The sequence below is a fragment of the Nocardiopsis sp. iso_25 genome, assembly GCF_056173305.1.
In genome coordinates this window covers 2513825-2528700 of record NZ_CM149667.1, presented here as the reverse complement: position 1 = coordinate 2528700, position 14876 = coordinate 2513825, and the positions used below count along the sequence as shown (strand labels likewise).

General features: G+C 74.1%; 13 protein-coding genes. 1 reads left to right on the top strand and 12 read right to left on the bottom strand.

Features of this window, described 5'->3' with window-relative positions:
• Nucleotides 1-3: 3 nt before the first annotated feature.
• The 12 genes from AC0VX6_RS10920 to AC0VX6_RS10865 form a co-directional block, all read right to left on the bottom strand.
• The gene (locus AC0VX6_RS10920) at nucleotides 4-528 is read right to left on the bottom strand and encodes an EF-hand domain-containing protein (protein WP_274977419.1); all 525 of its coding nucleotides are present in this window, start codon (nucleotides 526-528) and stop codon (nucleotides 4-6) included.
• A gap of 243 nt (nucleotides 529-771) precedes the next feature.
• A complete protein-coding gene (locus tag AC0VX6_RS10915; protein WP_274977418.1) occupies nucleotides 772-1299 on the bottom strand; it encodes an EF-hand domain-containing protein in 528 nt (175 codons plus the stop codon).
• 186 nt (nucleotides 1300-1485) lie between these two features.
• Nucleotides 1486-1947, bottom strand: coding sequence for a DUF6917 domain-containing protein (locus AC0VX6_RS10910; RefSeq protein WP_475468436.1), 462 nt, complete (start codon nucleotides 1945-1947; stop codon nucleotides 1486-1488).
• Nucleotides 1944-2876: a Gfo/Idh/MocA family protein gene (locus tag AC0VX6_RS10905; protein WP_475468435.1), complete on the bottom strand. Its 933-nt coding sequence runs from the start codon at nucleotides 2874-2876 to the stop codon at nucleotides 1944-1946. The genes AC0VX6_RS10910 and AC0VX6_RS10905 overlap by 4 nt, the downstream gene beginning before the upstream one ends.
• Nucleotides 2873-4006: an Ldh family oxidoreductase gene (locus AC0VX6_RS10900; RefSeq protein WP_274977415.1), complete on the bottom strand. Its 1134-nt coding sequence runs from the start codon at nucleotides 4004-4006 to the stop codon at nucleotides 2873-2875. Before AC0VX6_RS10900 ends, AC0VX6_RS10905 begins: the two co-directional genes overlap by 4 nt.
• A complete protein-coding gene (locus AC0VX6_RS10895) occupies nucleotides 4003-5406 on the bottom strand; it encodes a M20/M25/M40 family metallo-hydrolase (protein ID WP_475468433.1) in 1404 nt (467 codons plus the stop codon). The genes AC0VX6_RS10900 and AC0VX6_RS10895 overlap by 4 nt, the downstream gene beginning before the upstream one ends.
• Nucleotides 5403-6371 (bottom strand): sugar phosphate isomerase/epimerase family protein, encoded by a 969-nt coding sequence (locus AC0VX6_RS10890; RefSeq protein WP_475468431.1) that lies wholly within the window; start codon nucleotides 6369-6371, stop codon nucleotides 5403-5405. Before AC0VX6_RS10890 ends, AC0VX6_RS10895 begins: the two co-directional genes overlap by 4 nt.
• Nucleotides 6355-7368 carry a Gfo/Idh/MocA family oxidoreductase gene (locus AC0VX6_RS10885; protein WP_475468430.1) on the bottom strand — a complete coding sequence of 338 codons (1014 nt, stop codon included), beginning with the start codon at nucleotides 7366-7368 and terminating at the stop codon, nucleotides 6355-6357. Before AC0VX6_RS10885 ends, AC0VX6_RS10890 begins: the two co-directional genes overlap by 17 nt.
• 281 nt (nucleotides 7369-7649) lie before the next feature.
• Complete coding sequence (locus AC0VX6_RS10880; RefSeq protein WP_212640394.1) at nucleotides 7650-7967, bottom strand: hypothetical protein; 318 nt, start codon at nucleotides 7965-7967, stop codon at nucleotides 7650-7652.
• A gap of 504 nt (nucleotides 7968-8471) precedes the next feature.
• On the bottom strand, nucleotides 8472-9269 hold the full coding sequence (gene thyX, locus AC0VX6_RS10875; protein ID WP_274977411.1) for an FAD-dependent thymidylate synthase: 798 nt from the start codon (nucleotides 9267-9269) through the stop codon (nucleotides 8472-8474).
• A 264-nt stretch (nucleotides 9270-9533) separates the two neighbouring features.
• Entirely contained in the window at nucleotides 9534-9674 is a 141-nt protein-coding gene (locus AC0VX6_RS10870; protein WP_013152479.1) for a GPGG-motif small membrane protein, read from the bottom strand.
• A gap of 197 nt (nucleotides 9675-9871) precedes the next feature.
• Nucleotides 9872-12100, bottom strand: a complete 2229-nt coding sequence (locus AC0VX6_RS10865; protein ID WP_274977410.1) for an anthranilate synthase component I — start codon at nucleotides 12098-12100, stop codon at nucleotides 9872-9874.
• A 413-nt stretch (nucleotides 12101-12513) separates the two neighbouring features.
• Here AC0VX6_RS10865 and AC0VX6_RS10860 point away from each other — a divergent pair, with 413 nt between their 5' ends.
• Complete coding sequence (locus tag AC0VX6_RS10860) at nucleotides 12514-14817, top strand: HelD family protein (RefSeq protein WP_475468427.1); 2304 nt, start codon at nucleotides 12514-12516, stop codon at nucleotides 14815-14817.
• The last annotated feature ends 59 nt before the right edge of the window (nucleotides 14818-14876 follow it).

Sequence of the window (14876 nt, the reverse complement as noted above, 5' to 3'; positions counted from 1 at the left end):
GGCTCAGCCGCCGAGGAGGGGGATGTCGTTGCGGCCGAGGTGGTAGTCGCGGACCGCGTCGACCAGTTCGGAGGCGGAGAGCGTGCCGCTGCCGTCGGTGTCGAGTTCGTCGAAGACGCCGTCGGCGTCCCGCGCGCTGACGCCGACGGCGTCGAGCCACTGGCGCATCTCGCTCCGGCTGATCTCGCCGTCGCCGTCGGTGTCGAGCACGTCCATGGTGGCCTGGAGCGTCGGCCGGGCGATCTCGGCGAAGCCGTCCTCGCTGCCGACCATCTCGCGCCCGGCGACCTCCATGAACTGGTCGCGGTTCATCCGGTCGGTGCCCGCGGCCGCCGCCAGGCGGTCGAACATGCCCAGGTAGGCGGCCCTGAGCGCGTCGCCACGGGCGGTGCCCTCGGCCCCCAGGCGCGAGACGATGCCGTCGGCCTCGGCCGCGAGGTCCGAGCGCTCGATCACCCCGTTGCCGTCGACGTCCCAGAGTCGGAAACGCTCCTCCAGGCGGCTGGCCGTCTTGGTGGCGGTCGTCATGGGCTTTCCCTCACTTCTTCCGTGGAACAACAGAGGCACGACGTCATACCGGCATTCGAAAAGGGTTCCCCAAACCGGGCTCCGACCGTTTCCCACGCCGAATAAAGCCCTTCCCGGGCGTCTCGGGAAAGACGGAACGGGAGGGCCGGCGCACTTCGCTTTCCCGCGTTCCCGTACCGCGGAGGGGAGAGGGGCGGGAAACGGTCCCGGCCGCGGCGGTCGGCCGCGGCCGGGACGAGGGGCTCAGCTCCCGAGGAGGGGGATGTCGTTGCGGCCGAGGTGGTAGTCGCGGACCGCGTCGACCAGCTCGGTGGTGGACAGCTTGCCGCTGCCGTCGGTGTCCAGCTCGGCGAAGGCGCGGTCGGCCTCGGCGCCCTGGAGACCGATGGCGGCGAACCACTTCTGCATCTCGGAGGGGCTGATCTCACCGTCGCCGCTCGTGTCCAGCACGTTGACGATGGCCTGGATGGTCGGCTGGACGACCGAGGCGAAGCCGGCGTCGCCCTTGCTGATGATCTCCTGCTCGGCAGCCTGGACGAACTGCTCCTGGCTCATCTCCTGGGTGCCGGCGGCGGCGGCCAGGTGGTCGAACATCGCCAGGTAGGCGGCCTTGAGCTCGTTGCCCTGGGCGGTGCCCTCGGCCCCCAGGCGCGAGACGATGTCGTTCGCCTCGGTCTCGAAGTCCGAGCGCTCGATGCTGCCGCTGCCGTCGACGTCCCAGAGGCGGAAGCGCTCTTCGAGGCGGCTGTTGGCCTTGGTGGCGGTCGTCATTTATTTTCCCTCTCAGTTCCCATGGAAAAACAGACGTACGATGCTCTCTCCGAGCACAGGAAAGGACCCTCCGACCGAGCCTGGCCGGACCCTCCCCACACCCAGAAGATTAGCCTGCGAGCGTGTCCCACAAAAGGGGTTCAGAAGAATCCATGGGGGTAATTGATTTTTTATATCGGACATTTTTCAGCAAATACCAGATTCTTCGGAAACCGTTTCGGCGGCCGGGTCGGCGCCGACCGGCTCCCCCTGTCGGAACACCAGCCCCTCGCCCGCGGCCAGACCCAGGTCCCGCCCGGTCGGCAGCGGGTCGGCGTGGACGAGCACGTTGTAGTGGTTGGGCATGTGGCAGGCGTCGAAGCCGAGCACCGTCCCCACCCGGCGCGGGCCGATCCACACCTCGTCGCCCCGGTCCACCACCCCGGCGCCGGTGATCTCGGCGAACCCGAGGAAGCCCACCCGGTCGATCCGGGCCCCCTCGGCGGTCTCGGTGTGGTCGGTGGCGACCAGCTCGTGCACCTCCCCCGCGCGCACGCACCGGCTGGCGTGGGGTTCGAGCCGCATGCCCCGCTCGCTCCTGCGGTGCACCAGGACCTTGACCAGCGTCGCGGTGACGTCCCGTTTGGGTCCGTCCTCACGGGGGTTCACCGCGCCCCCTCCCTCGTCGGCTCCGCGGCCTCCGCCAGGCGGTAGGCGTCCCCGACCAGCCGCAGCGCGGACGGCCCGCCCGGGTCCTCGACCACGCCGCCGCGCACCCGCCGCTCGAACTCGGCGAGCACGCCCACGTACTCGTGCCACAGGGAGTCCTTGAACCCGGGGTGGCCCTCCAGCATGTCCGCCGCGAGCACCTCCCCGTCGGCGGTGCGCGCCTCGACGTCCTTGCGCTCGCCGGGGTGGGACCAGTCGAGCAGGACGCGTGCGCGCGCCCCCGCGGCGCGCAGCACGACCTCGGCCCGGCGGTCGGTGCCCGCGGCGTCGCGCGTGACGCGCGCCGACTCGGCCTCGGCCGGGCCGAGCAGCCACTCCACCAAGTCGAAGGCGTTGGGTCCGTTGTCGGCCACGCACCCGCCGCCGCAGCGGGCCGGGTCCAGGTACCAGGTGTCGGTCCCGGCGTGCTCCTCGATCCGCTCCAGGTAGCGCACGGTCAGCTCCTCCACCCGCCGTCCGGCCAGGTCCCGGCGCAGCCGCGCGAGCGCGGAGTTGTACCGGCGGTGGAAGGCGGTGAACAGCACCGTGTCCCGGTCGCGGGCGAGCCCGGCCAGCGTCTCCCCCTGGACGGCGTCCAGCGCGAGCGGCTTCTCCACGCACACGGCCACCCCGCGCCGCAGCGCGTCGGCGCAGATCGGGGCGTGGGCGTCGTTGGGCGCGGTGACCACCAGCGCGTCCAGTCCGGTCTCGTCGAGCATCCGGACGTGGTCGGTGTAGCCCCGCGCCCCGACCGGGTGGGCGGTGAGCACGCCGGGGTCGCGGTCGCACACCGCGACCAGGTCCAGGCCGGGCGCGGTGCGCAGGGCCTCCAGGTAGAAGCGGGAGATCACGCCGAGGCCGACCAGCCCGGTGCGCAGCGGGGCGCTCATCGCGTCTCCTCCCGCATCGCCTCAAGGGGCAGGCCGGTCCGGTCGGCCAGCTCCGCCAGTTCGGCGTACAGCTCCGCCTCCAGCGGCACGCCCGTCAGGCGCAGTTCCCGCGCCCGGTGGTGTTCGTGCCAGCCGGGGTAGCGCACCGGCGCGTCCGGGTCGGTGGGCGGGCAGGCCAGCAGCGCGCCGAACAGCTCGCGCGCGTCGTCCTCGGCCCCCTGCCGCAGGGCGTCGGGCGCGATCGCGGCCACGAAGAAGCCGATGTCGTCGTCGCGTCCGCTCGGGCCGCCGTCCCCGTCCAGGGCGTCGGGGTGCGGGCCCGTCCCGGCACCCGGGACCAGTGCGGAGAGCACCTCGACCATGAGTCCGAGGCCGAAGCCCTTGTAGCGTCCCGCGTCGCCGCCCAGCCACATCAGGTGCGCGCGCCCGGCGTCGAAGGCGGCGGGGTCGGTGACGGGCGCGCCGGTGTCGTCGCACAGCAGGCCCTCGGGCAGGGTGAGTCCCTCGCGGGCGGCCTGGCGGACCCGGCCGGTGGGCGCGGCCGTGGTGCTCATGTCGAGCAGGAACGGGGGGTGCTCCCCCGCCGGGGCGGCGACGCTGAGCGGGTTGGTGCCCAGCATCGCGACCGCGCCGCCGGGCGGACGGGCGATGCGCTGGCGTCCGCAGTTGCTGGCCACCAGGCCCACCATGCCGCGTTCGGCCGCGCGCAGCGCGTGGTACCCGGCGCAGCCCAGGTGGGTGGCGCCGCGCACGGACACCAGTCCGATGCCGTGGCGCGCGGCGCGTTCGGCGGCCAGGTCCATGGCCTCGCTGGCCGCCCACAGGCCCAGGGCCCTCCGGGAGTCCCAGAGCACGGCGGCGCCGAGGTCGGCGAGGACGCGCGGTTCGGCGGCGGGGTCGGCCCTGCCCCCGTCGAGGAGCGGCAGGTAGAGGCGGGTCAGGTTGGCCAGGCCGTGCGAGCGCGGGCCGGCGAGGTCTCCGTGGCACAGTGCGCGCGCAGCCTCGGCCGCCCGGTCGGGGGGCAGGCCGCGGTCGGCGAACACCCCGGCGGCGAACGCGACCAGGTCGTCGTGGCGTACCCGCACGGCCTCGTGTTCCGGCGGGGCCTGGGTGGGGGCCGCGGTGGTCACCGGGCCTCCCGGGCGGGGTTGTGGTGTGCGCGCATGTCCTCGTCGCCTTCCTCGTCGGTGGTGTGGGGTTCTTCGTCGGTGCGCGGCCCTTGGGCCTCGTGCGGGTCGTCGGGCCCGGGGGCCCGACGCGGGATCTGGTCGGTGAAGGCGGCCAGGAGGCGGGCCACCGCGTCGGCGAACCCGTCGAGTTCGTCGGCGCGCGCGAACTCGTCGTCGGCGTGCGCGTTGTTGGCGGCCAGGTCGCCGGGGCCCAGCACGGCGGTGCTGGCTCCGGCGACCCCGGACATCCAGATCGCGTCACAGGTGAAGGCGGGTTCGTCCGCGGGCCACGGCGCGATTCCGGCGCGGCGCAGCAGGGCGGGACCCCAGGGGTCGCGGTCGTCCAGCGCGGGCAGGCCGCGTTTGGTCCACTCCAGGCGGGTGAGGGCGCGGGCGTCGGCGGCGGTGCGGGCGAACAGCGCGGTGTCGGCGAAGTCCTTGGTGAAGGCGTCCAGTCCCGCGTCGAGCGCGTCGGTCAGGGCGCGTTCCAGGGCGCGTCCGGCGGCGGCGTCCGCGTAGGCGAGGTTGAGCAGCAGCGACCCGCTGCCGTAGACCCTGTTGTGCAGGGTGCCGGTGTGCAGCCCGGCCAGGCATACCGCGCCGGAGCGGGCGTGCGCGTCCAGGGAGCGGCCCAGGTGGCGGGCCAGGTGGCCCAGCAGGACGGAGGCGTTGTGCCCGGTGTGCGGGCGGTCGTCGATGGCGTCGTCCCCGCGGACCGAGATCCGGGCGGTCATCGCCGCGGTGCTGCGCGTGAGGAACCGCATCCGGGTGGGCTCGCAGAAGATGTTGAGGCGGCCGGTGTGGCCGCGTTCGACCAGCGGCCGGGTGCCGAGGGTGCCCATGGCTCCGCCCTCCTCCCCGGCCACGGCCTGGACGAGCACCGCGACGTCGCGGCCGACGGCCGGGTCGCGTTCGCGGGCGGCCCGCACCCCGGCCAGCAGCGCCACCGCCGGGCCCTTGGCGTCGATGGCGCCGCGCCCGTGGAAGCGTTCGCCGTCGAAGCCGACCGGCTGCCGCCCGGCGACCGTGTCCAGGTGCACGTTGAACATCACGGTGCGCTCGGCGGGCAGGTCGGGGCCCAGCCGGAGCACGAGGCTGGGCTGGCAGCCGAGGAAGCCGGGGCGGGCCAGGGCCTCGCGGACCGGGGCCGGGACGTCCGGCCGGTCCATGTCGGCGGGCCGGGCCGGGGCGTGGTGCACGACGTCGAACCCGGCTTCGGCGGCGGCGCGGGCGTAGAGGAGCTGGGCCTCGCGCAGCAGCGGCGGGGGCCCGTCGGGGCCGGTCTCCAGCGGGCCCGCGGTGGGCAGTTCGAGCAGCCGCAGCAGCAGGTCGCGGTCGGCGTGGGTGAGCGCGGCGGTCACCGGACCCCCTCGGTGCGGCGGAGGCCGTCAGCGGTGCGGGCGGCCCCGGTCGCGGCGTGGGGGTCCGTGTCACCGCCGCGGCGGGGGTCGTTCCCGGTGTGCCAGGTGCGGGCCAGGAGGTCCTCCAGTGCGCGCCCGTAGGCGACGAAGGCGGGCCGGTCGCCGCGGCCGGGGTCGGCGCCCGAGACCCGCAGGTGCGGGCGCAGGTGCAGGTGGGGCTCGATGGACAGCGTTCCGGTGTAGCCGTCGGCGGCCAGCAGCCGCAGGCACTCGGCGGTTCCTGCCTCTCCCTGACCGGGCAGGACGTAGTCGACCCCGCCGTCGGGCGCGGTGACGGCGTCCTTGACGTGCACGTGCGCCACGTGGTCGAGGAGGTGGCGCAGCATCTGCGGGGCCCGGTAGCCGTGGGCGACGCCGTTGCCGGTGTCGAACAGCAGCCGCAGGGCCGGGCTGTCCACCTCGGCCAGCAGTTCCAGGGCGCGGTCGGCGCGGTCCCCGGCCCAGCCCGCGCAGTTCTCGTGCACCAGCACCAGGCCCGCGTCCTCGGCCCGGCGGGCCAGTTCGCGCAGGCGGGTGCGGACGCGCCGCCCCCACTCGGCCTCGGGGAGCCCGCCGCGGGGGTAGGACATGACCCGGACCAGGCGGGTGCCCAGCGCAGCGCAGCGCCGGGCCAGGACGTCCAGTTCGGCCAGGTCGGGGGCGAAGTCGCCGGTGGCGGGCCTGGACCAGTCGGCGATGCGGGAGGCGACGGCGACCACGTCGGTCCCGGCCTCGCGGATCCGTCCGGCGGCGCGGTCGAAGGTCCGCTCGTCCAGGGCGGCCAGCGCGGTCCCGTCGACGGTGCGCAGTTCCAGGCGGTTCCAGCCGAGTTCGGCGAGGGCGGCGAGCTGTCCGTCGAGGTCGGGCGCCGCCTCGTCGCCGATCCCGGCGAGCGGCGGAGCGGTGTGTTCAGGCGCCGACGGCACTGCCCACCTCCTGCCTGCGGCCGTGGGCCGCGCACATCCGCTTGGCCTCGGTGAGCAGCCGGACCGCCTCGACCTGGACCGGGAGCGTGCCGGGGCCGCGGAAGGAGCGGGCGTAGCGGGCGTAGGCGGCGCGGAGGAAGGCGGGGAGGGCGTCGTCGGCGAAGACCGAGTGGGAGGCCCGGTGCCCGGTGGCGTCCACCGACAGCTGGGCGGTGTGGTCGGCGGCACTGCACGGGTAGTGGCCGGTGAGCACGGCGCGGTCGAACTCCAGCGCGATGCGGCGCTCGCGGACGGGGGAGGTCAGGTCCGAGTCGATCCGGCTGCGCACCCCGCCGTGGTGTGCGAGGTCGAGGCGGGCGCGGCCCAGTCCGGGCAGCCGGGTCTGCTCGGTGACCATGTCCTCCAGACAGGCCCCGGTGACGTCCGCTCCCCCGGCCAGGCTGATCACCACGGCCAGCGCGTGCGGGACCTCCACGTCGAAGGCGGTGGGGTGGCCCGGCGTCTGGGCGGTGCGGGTGAAGCGGGGCTTGTTCTGCAGGACCGTGACGGCGCGCAGGTCGCCGAAGACGCGGCCCCGCACCGCGGCGCGCAGGCGCCGCGTGAGCGCGCTGTCCAGCCACTGGGTGGTGACGGTCAGGTCCAGGTCCCAGCGCCGCCGCAGCCGGGCGACGGCGGCCAACTCCACCAGGTCCAGGGCCAGCGGCTTCTCGACGACGACCATGCGGTAGCCGAGGCGGGCCAGGTGCTCCAGCGGGCCGGAGCGCAGGTGCGGCGGCGTGCACAGGTGGACCACGGTGCGCGCGGGCGGCGCGCAGCGGGCCGCCTCTTCCAGGGAGCCGGCCGTGAGGACCCCCTCGACGGGGCCCCGGAACGGGTCGAACCCCATCACCGGCCCCGGGGCGAACAGGGCGGGGGCCTGGGCCCGTGCCTTGGCCAGGGACGGCAGGTGCAGCCCTTCTCCCGATCTGCCCAGGCCGACGATGAGGGTGTGCAGCATAACGTACGGGCACCTTTCCCTTCTGCTTTCACGGCGGTGCGCTGGCGAATCCGGGGGCGCAGCGGCCGCACGCTTTCCGATCACATTGGGACATCGCGCCGAAAGCGTCAAAGCAGAGGACATGCCCCTGGGTCCGAAAACTCGGAAAAGGACATGTTGCCGTCCGCACTGCGAGAAGGAAATGCGTACTTTCGTGGTGTTTTATTCCCAGCGGCCGCACCGCCGCCGGAACACCGGACGGTCCCGCGACCGCCGGGCGGGGGCCGCGGGACCGGTCGGGGTCAGGCCACCGAGAAGCTGAACAGCCCGCTGGGCGGAGCGTGCCAGCCGTGGTCCGGCGCGACCAGGACCGACGGCCCGAAGCAGGTCGTGCCGGCGTGCATGCGCACGTCCGCGTCGGTGAGGTTGACCAGCACGTGCGCGGTCTCGGGGAGCCGCTGGCAGGTGCCCGACGGGGGTTCGGGGTAGCGGCGCAGCTCCTCGAACTCGGTCGTGAAGACGACGACCTCACCGGTCGCGGCGTGGGCCGGAGCGGCGCCCGCCACGGACCCGCCCGCCGCGAACGCGAGTGCCGCCGCGGCGGACACGAGAGCCCTCATTCCGATTGCCTCCATTTTCGTTCCGCACTTTTTCGGAAGGATCGGCCCGCGCATATCAACGATACGGCGAAGCCGACCCGGACATCCTGGCCCGCCGTCACCGCAAAGGCCAGAGCCGGTGCGGCCCAGCGGAGGATTTCGGGCAGCCGCTACCCGGAGCCGAACCGGAGGGAAAGCACCAGGGGAGGAAAATACCGAAAAGAATGCTTTCCATGTCTTCGCTGAGGCATTCGCCGCTCGCAACTTAGATGGCGTTATCGCCGGAAAAGTGCGTTCTCCGGAAGGGAGGGGGTCCGGAACGGGAGGTTTCTCCGGGGTGTGCAGGGAACGCGAGCGGCTGGGGATCCCCCTGTGACGGCGGATCAGGCGCGGGAACGGCTGCCGGGGCGCTTCCCCGCCCCGCGCCGGGCGCGGCGGACCGCGCGCCGGAAGGGGAGAAGTCCCGGTTTCCTGCGCGCACAAAAAAGCCCGCCCCGAGGGGCGGGCCGCCGTGTTGCGTGGCGCTCAGACCTTGCGGTACCTGGGCACCCAGGCGCCGTCCCGGACCTCGTAGTCGCCGAAGAGCGCCGGGGCCTCCTCCTGGAGGGTCCGGCCGATGAGGTGGAACAGCAGGCGGATCTCCTCCTCCGCGCCGGGGGCGGTGCGCGCCTCCAGGGTGTGGCGCAGGGTGCGCACGTTGGCGGTCCACACCAGGCCGGTGGCCACGCCCTCGGGGGCGAAGCGGCGCATGAAGGAGGTCTTGTGCTTCTTCTCCGCGAACTTGACGCCCTCGTCGTCCAGGCCGAAGTGGTCGGCCATCCAGAGCTGGAACTCCTCCATCTGGCGGAGCATCGCGGTGGCGCGCTCCATCAGCTCGGGGTCCTCCTCGGCCCAGTCGGGGAACCAGAACGGCAGGTCGGACAGGCGCACGAAGCGCAGGGACTCCTGGGAGACGGCCACGCCCGGGCGGTGACGAATCAGCTCATGTGTACATACACGGGACACGTTGTGCAGGACGAAGCTGAAGCTGATGTGCTCCAGGACGGAGCCGTGCATGCTGGCCAGGATGTTGCCGAGGTAGGCGTCCTGGTCGGTGCGCACCCGGGTCACGTTGGGGTTCAGGCCCGGCTCCCAGGAGCGGTAGCACAGCCGGCCGGCGAACTCGGCCAGGTTCTGGGGGTCGTTGAGGTGGGCGTCGAGCTCACCGCGGTCGAACCGCTCCAGCCACGCCTCCCCGCCGACCTCCTTGAGGTAGTCGGCGACGGCGTCGTAGTCCACCTGCGGACGCGCCACCAGACGGACCTGCGGCTCGACCCTCTTCACAGCATGCCTCCCGTTCGTGTTCCCGGCTCCCCGTGCGCACGCCTGAGCACCGCGGCCGACGGGCGGCGCGGGGTGCGGAGGGCGTGACGGGGGCGGGGGCTGACCAGCCCTCCCCGAGGGTACACGGGGTCGGCGGGGGTCGGCCGGGGGCAGGGTGCGGGCCGGGCGCCCGCCGGGTTTTCCCGGTCGGGCGCCCGGCCCGCGATCTGTGCTGTGCGTGCTTCCTGGTCGTGCGTTCCTGTCGTGGAGGGGAGGGACAACCCGCTAGAAGCCGTAGAAGTAGCCGGGGGCCACGAAGAGCCCGACGACGATGGCGATGATGCCCCACAGGAGCTGCCCGCGCAGCACCCCGAGAACACCGGCGACGATGAGAATGATTCCGAGGATTGTCAGCAGAATACCCATACACAACCACTGTCCCGTAACGGGTTGATCAAACTTTTCGGTTGGATGTGATTTGGGAAAGACGTCTTGGTGCAGGTATGTGCCCGTGCACCGGTTGTCGCCGCACTCCTCGAAATGTCCGCGTGACCCTCCGCACACGCCCTCGGCGCGGGGGTCCGCGGCCCCCGGGGACGGCCCCCGGGGCACCGCCGCGGCCCTCAGCCGCGGGCCAGGCGCAGGACCCGCGCCACGATGCCCTCGCCGACCGTCGCGGTGAGGATCGACTCGGGGTGGAACTGGACCGCGTACCACCGCGCGGCCGGGTCCTCCACCGCCATGACGACGGGTTCCTCGTCCGCCCCGCCCTCCAGGACGGCGGTGACCTCGAAGTGCTTGACCAGCTCGGGGAGGGTGTAGGTGGAGTGGTAGCGGGCGGCCGGGAAGGCGTCCGCCTCGCCCAGGCCGGTGAGGAGCCGCCCGCCGTGGACCCGCACGCGGCCCGGCTTGCCGTGCACCGGCTCGTCCAGGGTGCGCAGCTCTCCCCCGGCGTGCTCCACCATCCCCTGGAGGCCCAGGCACACCCCGAACACCGGCAGGCCGCGGACGGCGAGCGCGTCCAGCAGGGCCGACATCCCGAAGTCCTCGGGCAGGCCGGGTCCGGGCGAGAGCACGACCAGGTCGGGGGCGAGCCGGTCGAGCAGGGCCGGGTCGAACCCGTAGCGGACCGTGGTCACCTCGGCCCCGTGGCGGCGCACGTAGTCGGCGAGGGTGTTGACGAAGGAGTCCTCGTGGTCGACCAGGAGCACCCGCATGCCCTCCCCCGGGAGCTCAGCGGGCCCGGCCTCGGTCTCTCCGTCCGCCCGCGCCGGGGAGTCCTCCCGCTCACCCAGGGCGAGGGTCTCCAGCAGGGCGCGCGCCTTGAGGAAGGTCTCGCGCTCCTCGGCCTCGGGGTCGGAGTCGTAGAGCAGGGTGGCGCCCACGCGCACGGCGGCCACGCCGTCGCGGATGTGCGCGGTGCGCAGGGTCAGGCCGGTGTTCATGGAGCCGTCGAAGTTGAGCACCCCGACGGCGCCGCCGTACCAGCGGCGGGGGCTGGTCTCGTGCTGCTCGATGAACCGCATCGCCCAGGTCTTGGGCGCGCCGGTGACGGTGACCGCCCACATGTGGGTGAGGAAGGCGTCCAGGGCGTCGAAGTCGCGGCGCAGGGTGCCCTCGATGTGGTCCACGGTGTGGATCAGGCGCGAGTACATCTCGATCTGGCGGCGGCCGATCACGCGGACGCTGCCCGGCTCGCACACGCGCGACTTGTCGTTGCGGTCCACGTCCGTGCACATGGTGAGCTCGGACTTCTCCTTGACCGAGGAGAGCAGTTCCTGGATGTTCTCGGCGTCGCCCAGGGCGTCCTCGCCGCGGCGGATGGTGCCCGAGATGGGGCAGGTCTCCACGCGCTGGCCGGTACCGGGCTCGCCGGTGACGCGGACGAACATCTCCGGGGAGGCGCCGACCAGGTACTCGCCCCCACCGAGGTTGAAGAAGAACTCGTAGGGGGCGGGGTTGCGCTCGCGCAGCAGCTCGTAGAAGCGGGCGGGCGAGGAGCAGCGGGCGTAGGTGCGGTGCCCGGGGACGACCTCGAACAGGTCGCCGCGCCGGAACTTCTCCTTGGCCTCGGCCACGACGCGGGCGTAGGAGCCGGGTTCGGGGCCCTCGGGCACCTCGGCGGCGACCACGGGCGGGGTGGGTTCGGTCTCGCGCGGCAGGCCGCGCGTGGTGGCCTCGGCGCGGTCGCCGTCGGCGGGGACGGTGAAGTCGTAGGTGTAGCGCACGCAGGTCTCGCGCTTGCGGTCGCGGACGATGACGGCGTCGGGCAGGTGCAGGACCAGGTCGCGGTCGCCGGGGTCGCGGTCGATGTGCTGCTCGATGGGCTCGAACTGGAAGGCCAGGTCGTAGCCGAAGGCGCCGTACAGGCCCAGGTTGGTGTCCTCGGGGCTGCGCAGGGCGGCCATGACGGCGCGCAGCGCGGTGAAGACGCTGGGGCGGCGGCTGCGCTCCTCCTCGGTGAAGAACTCCCCCGGGTCGGGTTCGGGGACGATGACGGCGACGCCGCCGTGCCGGAGGTCGGCAAGGGTGCTGTCGGGGTCGGGCAGGCCGACGGAGTACAGGGCCCCGGCCAGGACGGGCAGCAGGACGCGGCCGCGGGCGTTGAGGGCGGTGGCGGTGACGCGGCGCCCGCGCGTGGTGATCTCCAGGCACGGGTCGACGTAGCCCAGGTGCCAGCGGTCGTACCGGCCCGGGTACTCCATGCCGGAGGAGAGCACTCCGCCGCGGCGCAGCTCGACCGAGCGGACGAGCTCGGTGAGGATCTCGGGGTCGCAGGCGGTGGCGCTGCGGTGTACGGTGACGCCGCCCTCGGTGAGGTACGTGCTGGTCTGTGCGTCGCTGGGGTTCACGGCCGGTCCTTTTGACTGCGCGGTCGGATGTGCCGCACCGTCCGGGGCCGTGGAACACGAAACGACCGCCGGTCCGGGGCGGTCGCTGCATGGGTATGCGAACTCGGAGCACCGCCTAGGGGCGGCGCCACCACTGAGCCTGGGTGGTCGTCTGTCGCATGGACACGAGTGTAGCGGGTGCTGTGTGTGCTGGGGAGGCCGACGCGGAGGTTTTCCGGTCCGGTCGCGGGGCGGGCGGCACAGGGGCTCGGGGCCCGCACGGAGTACGGGGCGGCGGGGCCGTGCGGCGGGTCGAGGGGGAGGACGTGAAAGCGCCCTCGCGCGGGCGCGCGGCGCTGTGCTAGGGTGCGTAGCCCATTGTCGCTTTTTGGATTCGCTCACAAAAAATCCAACATACGGAGCATAGCAAGCCGATGGAGTTCTGTCAAACCGGCGCCGACGGGGGCGCCTCGTCGGCCCTGACCGCGGAACAGGCCAGGATCAGCGCGATGTACGAGCGCCTGGACGACCTGCGCGCCCACACCTCCGAGCAGCTCGCCTCCGCCCACCTCCAGGAACGCGGGGGGTACGCGGCCCTCGTGGAGCGCGAGACCCGCTCCTACGAGCAGGCGCGCCGCCGCGCCCAGCTGGGGGCGGTCGAGGAGGGCCTGTGCTTCGGCCGCGTCGACCTCTCCCCTGACGGCGACGGGCCCGATACCCGCTACGTGGGCCGGATCGGGCTGCGCGACGCCGAGTACGAGACCATCCTGGTGGACTGGCGGGCGCCGGCCGCACGCCCCTTCTACGCCGCCACGCCAGGAGACCCGCACGGGGTCACCCGCCGCCGCCACCTGCGGGTGCGCCGCCGCAGGGTGCTCGGACTCGACGACGAGGTGTTCGACCCCGACGGGCTGAGCGAGACCGACCGCCGCCAACTGGTCGGTGAGGCCGCGCTCCTGGCGTCGCTGCGCCGGGGCCGCACCGGGCGGATGGGCGACATCGTGGCCACCATCCAGGCCGAACAGGACCGCGTCATCCGCGCCCGGCTGGCCGGGGTGCTGGTGGTCCAGGGCGGGCCCGGCACCGGCAAGACCGTGGCGGCCCTGCACCGCGCCGCCTACCTGCTCTACACCCACCGCGCCGTGCTGGAGCGGCGCGGGGTGCTGGTGGTGGGGCCCAACCCGGCGTTCCTGCGCTACGTGGGCGACGTGCTGCCCTCCCTCGGGGAGACCGACGCGGTGATGCGCACGGTCGGGGAGCTGTTCCCGGGGGTGGCGGCCACCCGCCGCGACGCGCACGCCGCGGCGGCGGTGAAGGGCTGCCTGGCGATGGCCGACCTGCTGCACGCGGCCGTGGCCGACCGCCAGCGCACGCCGCTGGAGGCGTTCGGCGGCGCGGACCTGGTCGTGGAGACCGACGCGGGCGCGCTCCGCGTGCCGGGGGCGCTGTGCGAACGGGTGCTGCGGACCGCCCGTGGGCTGCGCCTGCCGCACAACACCGCGCGCAAGTACGCGGTCGGGTCCCTGCTCACGGAGCTGGCCCGGGCCGAGTCGCGCCTGCTCGGGCGGCCCGCGGACGAGGAGGACCTGGGGTTCGCGGGCGCGCGGCTGTGGTCGGAGGACCCGGTGAGGGAGGCGCTGGAGGCCCTGTGGCCGCACCTGACCCCGCAGCGGCTGCTGCGGGAGCTGTTCGCCGACCCGGCCGCGCTGGAGCGGGTGGGCGCGCGGGCCGGGTTCGGCGGGGACGCGTGCGCGCTCCTGGCGCGCTCGGCCGGGGAGCCGTGGACCGTGGAGGACGTGCCGCTGCTGGACGAGGCCGCGGACCTGCTCGGGGGGGACGACGGCGCCGCGCGGGCGCGCGAGCGCCGCGAGGACGCCGAGCGGGCCGAGGAGGAGCGGTACGCGCAGGGGGTGCTGGAGTTCACCGGCCTGTTCGAGGACCGGATGATGGACGCGGCGGCGCTGGCGGCGCGCCACCGGGACGCCGGGGCCGCGCGCACCACCGCGGACCGGGCGGGCGCGGACCGGGAGTGGACGTACGGCCACGTGATCGTGGACGAGGCCCAGGAGCTGTCGCCGATGGCCTGGCGCACGGTGATGCGGCGCGTGCCGACCCGGTCGTTGACCGTGGTGGGGGACGTGGCGCAGACCGGCAGCGCGTCGGGGGCCCGTTCGTGGACGGAGGCGCTGGAACCCTACGCTCCCGGCAAGGTGCACGTGGAGCGGCTGCGGGTGAACTACCGGACGCCGGAGCCGATCATGGCGGTGGCCGCCGACGTGCTGCGGGTGGCCGCTCCGGGTGAGGAGGTGCCGGAGTCGGTGCGCGAGGAGGGCGACCCGCCGCGCGCGGTGCGGCTGGCGTCGCTGGCGGAGCTGCCCGCGCTGGTGGCCGAGGAGGCGGCCGCGGTCGGTGACGGCCGGGTCGCGGTGGTCACCGCGGACCGGCACGCGGACGCGGTGGCGGCGGCGCTGCCGGGGGCCGCGCGGCCGGGGGCGGCGGTCCCGGGGCGGGTGGGCGACCCCTTGGAGGAGGCGGTGGTGGTGCTGACCGCGACCGAGTCCAAGGGGCTGGAGTTCGACGCGGTGGTGGTCGTGGAACCGGGGGCGGTGCTGGCGCAGCCGCGCGGCGGCAACGACCTGTACGTGGCGGTCACCCGGGCCACCCGGCGGCTGGCGGTGGCCCACACCGGGGAGCTGCCGCCGGTGCTGGGACGCCTGGCCGGGGCCGCCGGGGGGTGAGGCCGGGGATGTCCGCGCACTGCGGCGGTCCGCACACTGCGGCGGGCGCGCCGGGGCGG

Coding starts and splice junctions, on each gene's coding strand:
- AC0VX6_RS10920 (WP_274977419.1), bottom strand. CDS start 528: ATGACGACCGCCACCAAGACGGCCAGCCGCCTGGAGGAGCGTTTCCGA.
- AC0VX6_RS10915 (WP_274977418.1), bottom strand. CDS start 1,299: ATGACGACCGCCACCAAGGCCAACAGCCGCCTCGAAGAGCGCTTCCGC.
- AC0VX6_RS10905 (WP_475468435.1), bottom strand. CDS start 2,876: ATGAGCGCCCCGCTGCGCACCGGGCTGGTCGGCCTCGGCGTGATCTCC.
- AC0VX6_RS10885 (WP_475468430.1), bottom strand. CDS start 7,368: ATGCTGCACACCCTCATCGTCGGCCTGGGCAGATCGGGAGAAGGGCTG.
- AC0VX6_RS10880 (WP_212640394.1), bottom strand. CDS start 7,967: ATGAGGGCTCTCGTGTCCGCCGCGGCGGCACTCGCGTTCGCGGCGGGC.
- AC0VX6_RS10870 (WP_013152479.1), bottom strand. CDS start 9,674: ATGGGTATTCTGCTGACAATCCTCGGAATCATTCTCATCGTCGCCGGT.
- AC0VX6_RS10860 (WP_475468427.1), top strand. CDS start 12,514: ATGGAGTTCTGTCAAACCGGCGCCGACGGGGGCGCCTCGTCGGCCCTG.